We start from the raw sequence: 11238 nt of genomic DNA, 5'->3' as shown, positions 1-11238 counted from the left end.
GGTATCGCCGAGATTAAGACCCAGTTCCACCTGTGTTTCCGCTTCAGACGCGTTCGATAAGGTGACTTTGAAGTTCGCCGTATCACCCTCATTAACCGTACCTGCATCACTCATCGTTACCGCTGGGCGATCATCATCAGGATTTGAGCCAGGTCCACTACCATCATCTAAAATAGTGGCAGTCCCAGTAACAGGTGTGCTTTGTTCTTCTGTCGTGCCAGAGAGCGTAAACGTTTCTGGGCCTTCAAATATAGAGTCGTCAATAGAGTCTATAGAGACCGTAAAGTCACTTTCACCCGGTGGGATCGAAATGGTAAAGGTTCCGCTTTCACCGACTGAAACTTCTTCTGTTGTACCATCAGAAAATGTTATGAGGACACGCTCATTGACGTAGTCACTCCCGTTCTCGTCAGCTGAGCCGCCTGTTGCGGTTCCATCAAGGAGAGAAAGAATGACATCAGTGTTGTCTTCAGTTGTTTGACTTAGAGTAATATCGAATACAACTTGGTCACCTTCGTTGATAGTCGGACTAGATATTTCTTGAACTAAGATAGTCGGTGGTACAGGGCCATTAATTACTCTGAAAAGATCCAACAAAGATAGTGCTTGAGTTGTAGATAGTCCGATTCCATCAATACCGACGGTCTCAAAATTCGTACTAGCCAACAATTCAGCGCCAGTACGATCTATTGCACCAGTATTTTGGGGGCTAGAACCACTTTCCTCACCTGCAGCTGGCTCAAAATCCTCACCAAGAGCAGTAGGGTCTTCTCCACTAGCGATAGCCTCGATTAGCGCAGTGACATCATCAGTAACGTTAATTGAACTACCTTGCGGTGTTACCTGTTGTACAATTAATTCTGATGTATCAGAAACTTCCTCAATAATTAATTCACCAGGCTGAGGTAGCTGACCACTTTCAAGACTTCTCAGGTTCCCATCAAGCCCTATAACCACGACATTGCTCATCAATGAACTTAACGCTACTCGATCCATGCTCTTCATCCTTGTATTAGTTTAATTAAAGGCTTGTTACTGCACTAAACACGTCTATAGTTTAGACAAAATATGAATTTTTCGTTTTATTCCAAGAGGATTTAGTTTTTTGAGAGTAATAAGGAAAATAACCGAAGAATTTGCCTTCATTTAAACCAGTTTCCGCTATGCTCTTAAGATAAAAAGGTTTTCTACGAAAAAATCGACCACTTACCAAGCAAGCTTTGCCTCGTATGCTAGAGTTTAGAGAGTAAGATTGTTGTTTTTTATTGAATTAAACATTTAAACATCAACAAGTTGATAATACGCACTAAGAAAATTCATTGTTTGTAACTTCTCGTCTCAAATATGAAACAGAATAAGAGCGACATGATTTTAGGAGAACTAACGTGAGATGGAATCGAGTACATATAGCCTGCTGTTGCTTAATAGTGTCTTCACCAGTTTTCGGTCAAACTCTAGAGCAAGCGGTTGCACAGACGCTACAAAATAACCCCGATATTAAGAGTGCATTTAACGAGTTTATGAGCCAGAAGTACATAAATGAAGCTTCATCAGGTGCTTACCTCCCCTCTGTTGATCTAGATGCTGGAATTGGATATGAAGGATTAGACCCGTCAGATGAAGTTGGTCGAGGAGACACGGATTACACTCGAAAGGAAGCTTCAGTGACACTGACCCAACTAATATGGGATGGTAGCGCTACATTAAATGATATTGATCGAACCGCAGCTGATGCTGAATCTGTTAGATTTCAACTCTTAGCAGATGCTTCAGATAAGGCACTTGAAGTGACTAAAGTGTACTTGGACGCTGTTAAAGCGTATGAAGTCCTAAAGCTTTCAGAAAACAACCTTGCTGTTCATAAAGATATTTACGATGACATTAAAAAACGAGTCAACTCGGGTATCGGCTCTACTGCTGACTTGACGCAGGTAGAAGCACGTTTGGCAAAAGCACACGGAAACTTAGCTGCTGCTCAAAATAACCTGTATGACTCTCACACGATGTTCACTCGTTTAGTCGGTCAAACACCACAAGGGTTAATCTTTCCGAGAGCGGACCAAAACTTTATCCCGTACACGGTTGATGAAGCGGTAGGCTTGGCATTTGAACTTCATCCCGTTATTCAAGTGGCGCTCGCAGACGTAGACTCGGCTAAGTTTCAATACAAACAGTCTAAAGGTGTTAATTACCCAACCATTTCAATTGAAGCTTCGCAAACATGGCGTGACGACGCTGATGGTTTAAAAGGTCGAAGTGATGAGACACTTGCCATGCTGCGTCTACGCTACAACCTATTCAATGGTGGCAGTGATGCAGCGAACTCAGAAAACTTTGCCTACCAGCTAAATAAAGCAAAAGACTTGCGTGAAGGTGCCTATCGCAATGTTGAAGAAGGGTTAAGGCTTTCTTGGAGTGCGCTTGATTTAACATTACAACAAAAAGAGTTTCTATCAGATCATGTAGACTCTGCGTCTGAAACCGTAATTGCTTACGAGAAGCAATATCGCATCGGTAAACGAACACTGCTTGATCTATTGAACACTGAAAACGAGCTCTTTGAGGCGCGTAAAGACTACTTAGATTCTAAATACGCAGAGCAGTACGCCAAATATCGAGTGATGAACGCAACTGGGCAACTGTTGAGTGCATTAAGGGTTGAAATGCCTAAAGAATGGCTAGAAGAAGTGGAGTATTAATTATGAAACACATAGCTTTTATTACACTCTCATTAATGCTCTCCGCATGCAGTTCATCAGATCGTGGTGATGAATATGATTACATAGATACCCCAATTGCCGATCAGTGGGCTGATCATATAGATGATGACTCTGACGGAGTCATTAACGAGCGAGATTTGTGCCCGGGGGGTACACCTTTGGGTGCCGAAATAGACAACGACGGTTGCGGTTCGTACGTTGACTCCTCACAAGAAATGCAAATTCGAGTACTATTTGCGAACGATTCCGATGTGATCAACCCTATCTTTACGCAACAAATTCTTGAACTATCCGACTTTTTGAAAGAGTACCCGAACACGTCTATAGAGATTCAAGGTTATGCTAGTCGCACTGGTACTGCAGAACATAATCTTGACTTATCTAAGCGCCGCGCTGAAAACGTTAGAAAAGAGCTCATGAAGAACGGCATTAGTGGAGATAGAGTTACCATTGTCGGCTATGGAGACACAGTACTTGCGACACAAGGTACAGACCAAGTTAGTCACGCATTGAACCGTCGAGTAACCGCAACAGTGATTGGCCACAAGGGTGAAGTGAAGAAAGAATGGACCGTTTTCACAACACTTCCAAAAAGCTAGCACAACAATAAACAGACCGTAAAAATAAAAGGTCTAGCAAATTGCTAGACCTTTTTGATTTTAAATTTGACTACAGTTTAGCGCTACTACATGTCTTTGTACTGAGCTTCTAAACTCGCAATTAAGCTTTGAGTCACATCATCAACACTTGCACCGTCAAAATGGATGTCCAATGTCGAGCTCCCTTTTGTAATACTCAGGTTTGCCTCAGATCCCCCGTCTGGTGCCACTTCTACATGATACTCTCCGACATCACCAGTATGATCACCTGATTGAAGATCATTAAGAAGCTCTCCAATTTCATCTTTAGATAAGTCGTCAAACAGATCTGAGAAGTCTAGAGCGTCTTCATTTTTATTGAAGTCAGTGACAGTATCAACATCGTTAGTGACTTCACTCCACTTAAAGATGTCGGCCCCTTCTGACCCTGTTAAAGTATCACTACCTAAACCACCAATCAGAATATCATCCCCTTCACCGCCAACGAGTATGTCGTTGCCACCATGACCAAATAGTAAGTCATCACCAGCGCCGCCATATAAATTATCCGATTTATCTCCTTGGTGAGTTTGGTTGAATTCTTCCAAGTTATTTCTAACGTACTCATGTATATCTTCGCCGTCAACGGTAGACACATCCTGACCCGTTTGCTGCGCCACATGTGATTGAATCGCACTTAAGCCTTGTTCATTACCACCAAACTCAATTAAGTCACCTAACAAGATATCGTTACCTTCACCTCCTTGAATAGTGTCTGAACCTTGTTTGAGAGGTACATCTTGACCCAATATCGTTTCAGCAAGCTTAGTAACATCAATATCTGACTCTACCACACCATCAGTGTCATACTGCTTGAGTGTATGTTCATCAACGCCACTCCCAAGACCTATCGCTTCTATAGAGGACAATGCCGCTAGTACTTGATACATGTGTTGAGCTTGTGTCGAGCTATTCCCTTCATCGTAATAACGGATAGAGCCATAATATCTGTCGATATCGCCAAGGATTCTTCCTGTTAGCGGTGAATAAACCTTACCGTAACTATCTATAACGACATCACCTTTGTAGGTAACTGTTTGTCCGTATGAGTAATTGTTTTTACTCGCAATATCTTGCAGGGTAACAAGCTTGCCAGAATTATCGACGTCCAAAATCACTTTCGAGAATTCACTCGGTGCTACACCATAGAGGTATGTTGCTCTATTTGGTTGACCATCCGTAACAAAGTACGTGATATTTTGGCCATTAGGGTTAGGTTGACTGCTGAACCATTCAACGGCCGACTGTAAGCCCGCCTCATAGTTTGTGCCGCCAGAACCCTCATCATCAATTACACGATTCAACTCTTCTACAAACTCTTTTCTTGCTGTAAGAGAACTCAAGTCAACAGAAATCACCGCTGATGCACTTGAAGCAAATTCACTAAGGTGAATATTCACTGTCCCTGGCTTCTCTCCTTGATTTACCGCACTTAACAGCTCATCAAACACATCTAGCACTTCTTGCTTCGCAGTTCCTACCCAGTTACCCATGCTCCCTGAAGTGTCCAGAACAAATGCGATGTTGTAGTCCTGACCTGCAATGATCTCCAATCCTTGAACATCACCAACAATAATATCGTGATCGTCACTACCCGTTATCTGATCATTCCCATGCGATCCCGACTCCAACACATAGTCACGAGCTGTAAGCTCAACGGATTCAGTTGTTGAAGCTGCGTCATTATTTGATCCTTCAACAGACGTAGCAGTAACGCTTAGCGGGAACTCTAAGCTGCCTTCATAATCGAATGGCACTCTGATATCCAGGGAAAGCTTACCATCTGTACCAAGAGTGACAGGGTAATCTCCATTTGAATCTTGCTTAATTGCGACCCCATCAACATACACGTCAACACCGTCTGGTAGATCTTGTACAAGAGCAGTCTGCGCTAAATCCTCACTTCCATCGACATCAACTAGATCAACATCCACATCGACCGAAATCCAGCGATCTTGAAGCACTTCATAAGTGCCATCAGGTTTCAAATCAACAATTTTGTCTGCAAAAACAATGCGTTCAATTTCATATAAATGATCACCTCGGTCATCACTACCTGTATGATCGTTTACCGAATCGATAGAACGACTATCTAATAAAATCCAATATGGAACTTTACCTCCATGATCGTCTTTGAAGGTCATTTTGTAGTCATCAAAGTTCCCTGTTAAGTAGACTGTATCTTTACCATCATGCAGAGTAAGACTGGTCGCGTCATCACCATAAAACGTATCATTGTTACCACCGCCAACAAATACGTCATCGCCACCGCCACCATAGAATACATCGTTGAAATCTGTCCCAACAAACAAGCTGTCGGTGTCACTTAAGTCAGTATTGACTCCCAACACAACACCAGCGTGTGTATTAATTTTAGGTACTGCATTATCCAACCCAAGGTTGGCTGCGACAGCCTCATTTTCGGTATTGGTATTATTTATTGCCGATGTAGCTAAGTGATGGTTTGGATCAATAGCATCTCGTTTAACTAAGTCGCCAACATTGATCGTGATCGTAGGTGGATCTGCGATAGCAACAACATTGATATCAAGTGTATTTGTTACGCCAGTATTTGTGGTATAGCTAATTAATGGAACGTCACCTGACCAATGCTCAGCAGGTTCAAATATGTAACTACCATCTCGGTTTACTAGTAACGTACCACTAGTCAAAGAAACACTTTCGCCTACCTCGTAATCAGCACCATCGATAGTAAGATGATCTACCATCAGAATATTGTCGCCGTCAGAGTCATTAAGCAATACATTCCCTTGTAGAGTATTGTCTTCTATGGTTTCGCCCAAATCACTTTCCGTTTCCGTCGGTAAGTTCTCATGTACTACAACATTGATCGCCAAGTTAGATTCTGCTGAATCACCATTCGAGCTTTCTGTACTCGTTGCAGTCAAATTGATAGTGAAGTCATCATGGGAGCCCGCAGGTGGAGTCACAGTAAGTGCATCTAATGCCCAACTTGTCACGTCCAGTTCTTCATCAATAGTTGCGACAGTAATAGAACTATTTCCATCTGAAAGGATCGCACCTACAGGTAAGCCAGTTAGCGTGACTTTAAGTGATTCAGAGCCATCTGTATCATTTAAGCTTGCTTTAATTTCAGAGAGCGGTATCGCTGTATCTTGTAACCCTTCGTTCAGCTGGTATGTTTCGTAAAACGCAACACCATTAACTTCTTGTAGTTCAGACGTTCTGATATCAGTTGCTTCTAGTGCACTTTCATCACTAACTACGTAAAGACTACTATTGCTCAGGTTGACAGGCGCTTGTCCATTAATGGATACATCCACATTAAAGTTACCCGGACCACTTTGGTTATGGTGATAAATTTCAATTGGATAAAAGCCAGATACCGAAGGGGTAAAGCTAGCTCCCTTAATATCACCACTGTCGCTCCCCCAACGAGCTTGATCAAGTAACGTACCACCCAACTTGATTGCAAGGCTATCATCGGCTTGACCGACAAAGTCGTAACTCGAGCCAGCTTCGAGATAAACAAGAGATGTGACTAGAACGGCCTCATTTGCCAAGGTTGCATGAGTCCCTAAATCTTCCACATTTGCCCAACTCAATCGAGTACCATCGGCTTCATTAAGAGCGTTGATCGCTGAGATTAGAGTCTCTCCATTGACCCCCATACCATCACTAGAACCAACTTGAACATTACTCCATGTCGTAACGTTAAACTCTTGTTGAGGCAATGAGTTTAATGGCGTCACTGCAATTAAGTTCGGTTTGTCAGCTACAGGGTTCACGTCTATTGTCAGTGTCGACTCTTGACCAGAGCTCTGCCCATCTGTCGGTTTAAAACCAATTTGAGCGTAACTAGATTCCTGATCTCCGACTTGATTTCCGCCGAAGCTGTCACTGCCTGATTCATTTAATTCAGGTACAAAACGAACACCGTTTTCCTCAAAAAGCGATTTATCGAGGACTTGATCGATTTGTACAGACTGCCAATCGCCTTGCGAATCTCTGTACTCTAATGAGCCATCGCTAGGAAGCGTTGTAATTTGGACGGATAGATCTGATACATCAGAGTCCACATCGCTAATACCGAATGATGACCAATCAAGCATCACTTGAGTATCTTCATTCATCTCAACCACTGAAGGCGAAGATTCAGGAGCATCATTCACATTTACCAGAGAAACATTTACCTCGGCAGTATCAATCCCGCCAGTTCCATCGATAACCTCAACCTGAAGCGTATAATCGCCCAAGTCAACATCATCGATTGTCTTGTTCAATGAAATCTCTCCACTTGTCGGGTCGATATCAAAAATACCATTAGTGCTCGAGCCATCTGCAAAGCGGTATACAAGCACGTCATTATCGTGATCTTCAGCAACGACCGTGCCGATAACGGCCCCACTCACCGTGTTTTCGTTAACTGACCCGAAGTCGTAAACATCATCATTTGGTTTGTCACCAGCACTATCGCCGCCAGAAATAAACTCTGGAGCGTGCTGAGCATCTATAATAGAGACTGTTGCTTCATTCGAGTCACTTGCAAGCGTCGAATCTGCACCAACCGTATCAATTAGAGTCACGGTTAGGTTTTCAAGATCTTCGTAAATACCATCATCGAGAGTTTTTATATCAATCGGCGCCGACGTTTTACCCGCTGGAATCGTGACTGTGTAGGTACTTGGAGCAATATAATCTTTGTCATCAACATTCCCTCCGATTGTGAATGTTACCAGTACATCTTCATCTGCTTTTTGGTCAATGTTGACGATAAATTTTGCATCACTACCTTCATCAACTGAGGATTGATCTGAGCTAATAGTCACTTTCGGTGCACTTTGGGCATCAACGATCACAACACTTGCGCTGTTATTTGAAGCAATGCTCGCATCAGCGCCATCAACCTCTTTAATGGTTACTGTGAAAGATTCTGCGCCCTCATAAATACCATCGGTGACCGTCAGTAAGTCAAGAGCAGCTGAAGATTGACCCGCAGGAACTTCAACACTCAGAACGCCAACAAAATCTTTTCCATCTTGGGCCACGCCACTATATTCGACATGAACCGTAACACTCTCATCTGCAACTTTATCAAGTGTCAGCGTAAAGCCTGCCGTTTCACCTTCATTTACGCTATTTTGATCGGCACTAATACTAACTAAAGGTGCAGGATCAGAATCCACAATATTTGCGTTACCAGTTGCAATACCATTACTGGTGACACTACCGATTTCCGTAACCGTAAGACCAAAGCTCTCATCACCTTCATGGACATTATCTAGTTTGGTCGGGACTGCGACTTTAATTTCAGCGACAGCTGGAGGTATAGTAACGTCTCCATTAGGCGCTATATCTAATGTTTGAGTTTGACCATGAGTATCCACATAGGTCACTACCATAGTGCCTAGATCAACATCTTCCGCAGTATAGCTATCATTTGTTGTTGACTTCAGATTGACGACAACGGCCTCTTGAACAGGGTTAGAGAGTAAAACGGTAAATATTGCGTCAGTTCCTTCAATGACATCGCCGGCATCTACTACGCTAAGTTTTGTACTGTCATTATCAAGAACTGTTGCCGTCCCCGTTTCACCGCCGATCTCAAGAACGATCGTTTCGCTGCTTTCCACAACCAAGTCATCAATAGTCGGAATCGATATTTCGAAGCTACTTATACCTGCAGGAACAATCAAGTAACCACCTAAGAAAACAACACCATTTGTATAGGTTGCATTTGATAGATTTACGTCATTCTTATCAACTGAAGAACCTTGAGCAAGCATATCAACTTGGTACTTAACGGCAGTGCTAGTGGTTTCATTTAGAACAACCGAGAACGTGACATTGTCACCCTCAGTCACGCTATCACCGACCACAGACAGGCTTGGCCCATTTTCAGCAATATTACCATCTAGCATTTCATTAACGATATTGACTGTAGATGGATCGCTAACGCCATTTTCAGAGTCGACTGCCACATATCCAAAGCTGTCTTCGGCAGGTACACCTTCTACATAACGTAACTCCCAGTTCCCTTCATTTTTCGTAGAAAAATCTAACTGAGTAATGACCGAACCTTCAGGAAGAGCTAGATCTTTCCCATAACCAACGCTTGTTTCTTGGAATAGCATGAAGTTGCCTTCAGGCTTCAAAAACTCGAACGTTTGAGTCTGTTGGACATTATTTGAATCTAAGTATGTAACCGTAATAAGTGCTGCGTTGTCATCACCGTAATCAAACAATCCACCTAATCCATCTAAGCCAAGGTTTACGCTGCCCACAGGGTTATTAGACAAATCGATCGTAATCGTTTCACCTTTCTCAATACCCTGCCCATCATTGTCAGCGATACCATTGCCGATGTGTGACACCTGGCGGTTGTACTGCGCAAGCTCACCGCTATCAGAAGAAATGGTGATAGAAGCTCCATTTGCTAAATGCTCAGTACGGGAGTGTGATGGACCTCCGTCCTCACTTAGCCCCCAATTATTGAAATCTGTTGTAGACTCGGAACTATTTGGTGTATCTGGGCGATCCTTGATACCTAATAAGAAACCCACATTATCAGCTTCATAGTAAAGGCTGTCTTTGTCATAAAGCGTATCGCTTACTTCTTTAATTTCGTGCAACTCACCATCACTATCTTTAAAGAACAACGTACCTGAGGTTGGCAGTTCAGTAATTCGGACATGTAGATCGTTGCCTTTTAAGTCGTCTTCAACATCCGCGATATGATCTTGAGAGTCACCGCGACCCAGAGGCTTCGTATCGGTATCAAACACAACGTGCGTAAGCTGATCATCGGCCACATGCGTAAAGTCTTCACTGTCAGGTTTGTCGTTTACTGGCGTGACATCGACGTTAACAATGGTGGATTCACTGACACCACCGGAGGTGACGATGTAGGTGAAGCTGTCTGCCCCGTGGTAGTTGTCGTTTGGTGTATAAGTGACGCTGCCGTCCGGGTTGACCGAGACCGTGCCGTTGGCTGGACCGTTATTGCTATCGAGCGACACCACTTTGTCGTCGCCTTCGAACGTGTCGTTACCTAAAACCTTGATGATGGTTGGTGTGTCTTCCACAACCGTCGCGCGGTCAGATTCAATATCTGCCACAGGCGCCACTGTGAAGTTCACCGTTTGGCTAACGCTCTCGCCGCTTGGATCGGTAGCCGTAAACGTCAGCGCTTCTGAGCCGTTCCAGTCTGCCGTTGGGCTAATGGTCGCGATGCCATTTTCAATCGACACCAACACGTTGCTGTTGCCGGACACTGAGAAGTTCAGTGCGGAGTCGCTGTCTTTAAATGCGTCGTTTAAATCAATCGTGTAGATCGTAAAATCTTCTGCTAACACTTGATCTGAAATCACATTGTCGACTGTTGGTGCATCGTTAACGCGATTCACAATCAAACTATCACTGTCGCTAACCGTTGGATTAACACCATCCGATACTGATGCGCTGATCGTTAGGTCTTTAAGGTTGAGTTCGTCGTTGTTAACCGCGTCAACACCCGCTTGAGTCAGTTTGACTTCATCGCCAACTAGCGCAAAGTAGCCGTTTGAGTTGTTTTCTAAAGAAACGGTTAATTGCTCTTCTGGCGTGTCGATATCAACGACTTCCAACGTTGCCACTACCGTATCGGTATTCACTGCATCTTCAGTGATACTTTCTACAGCATCGACCTTGATCGTTGGCGCATCGTTTACTGGGTTAACGGTAACAGCTACTTTCGCTTGGTCAGTCAGCGAACCATCAGTGATGGTGTAAGTGATTTCGGCGTCACCATTGAAGTTCTCGGCCGGTGTAAAGACCAATTTTCCATCAACAATCTCAACTGTGCCTTGCGCTTCAGGTACAGACGCCGATTGGATAGACAACTTATCGCCATCAATATC

Annotated in this window: 4 protein-coding genes; 2 read left to right on the top strand and 2 right to left on the bottom strand. The window is 43.5% G+C overall.

What is annotated here, in order from left to right:
• Positions 1-996, bottom strand: a 996-nt coding sequence (locus KJB35_RS27890) for a Calx-beta domain-containing protein (protein ID WP_285469890.1), incomplete at its 3' end; no start/stop codon positions are given.
• Positions 997-1385: 389 nt separating this feature from the next.
• Here KJB35_RS27890 and KJB35_RS27885 point away from each other — a divergent pair.
• Positions 1386-2699, top strand: a complete 1314-nt coding sequence (locus KJB35_RS27885) for a TolC family outer membrane protein (protein ID WP_021707835.1) — start codon at positions 1386-1388, stop codon at positions 2697-2699.
• A gap of 2 nt (positions 2700-2701) precedes the next feature.
• Positions 2702-3319, top strand: a complete 618-nt coding sequence (locus KJB35_RS27880; protein WP_285359101.1) for an OmpA family protein — start codon at positions 2702-2704, stop codon at positions 3317-3319.
• A gap of 86 nt (positions 3320-3405) precedes the next feature.
• Here the strand turns inward: KJB35_RS27880 and KJB35_RS27875 are convergent, their stop codons facing one another.
• A complete protein-coding gene (locus KJB35_RS27875) occupies positions 3406-11220 on the bottom strand; it encodes a tandem-95 repeat protein (protein WP_373417432.1) in 7815 nt (2604 codons plus the stop codon).
• Positions 11221-11238: the final 18 nt, after the last annotated feature.

The sequence above is a fragment of the Vibrio sp. D431a genome (assembly GCF_030248655.1).
In the GTDB taxonomy this organism is placed as follows: domain Bacteria; phylum Pseudomonadota; class Gammaproteobacteria; order Enterobacterales; family Vibrionaceae; genus Vibrio; species Vibrio alginolyticus.
Note: the sequence above shows the minus strand (reverse complement) of the source record. Positions and strands in the feature narration are given on the sequence as shown.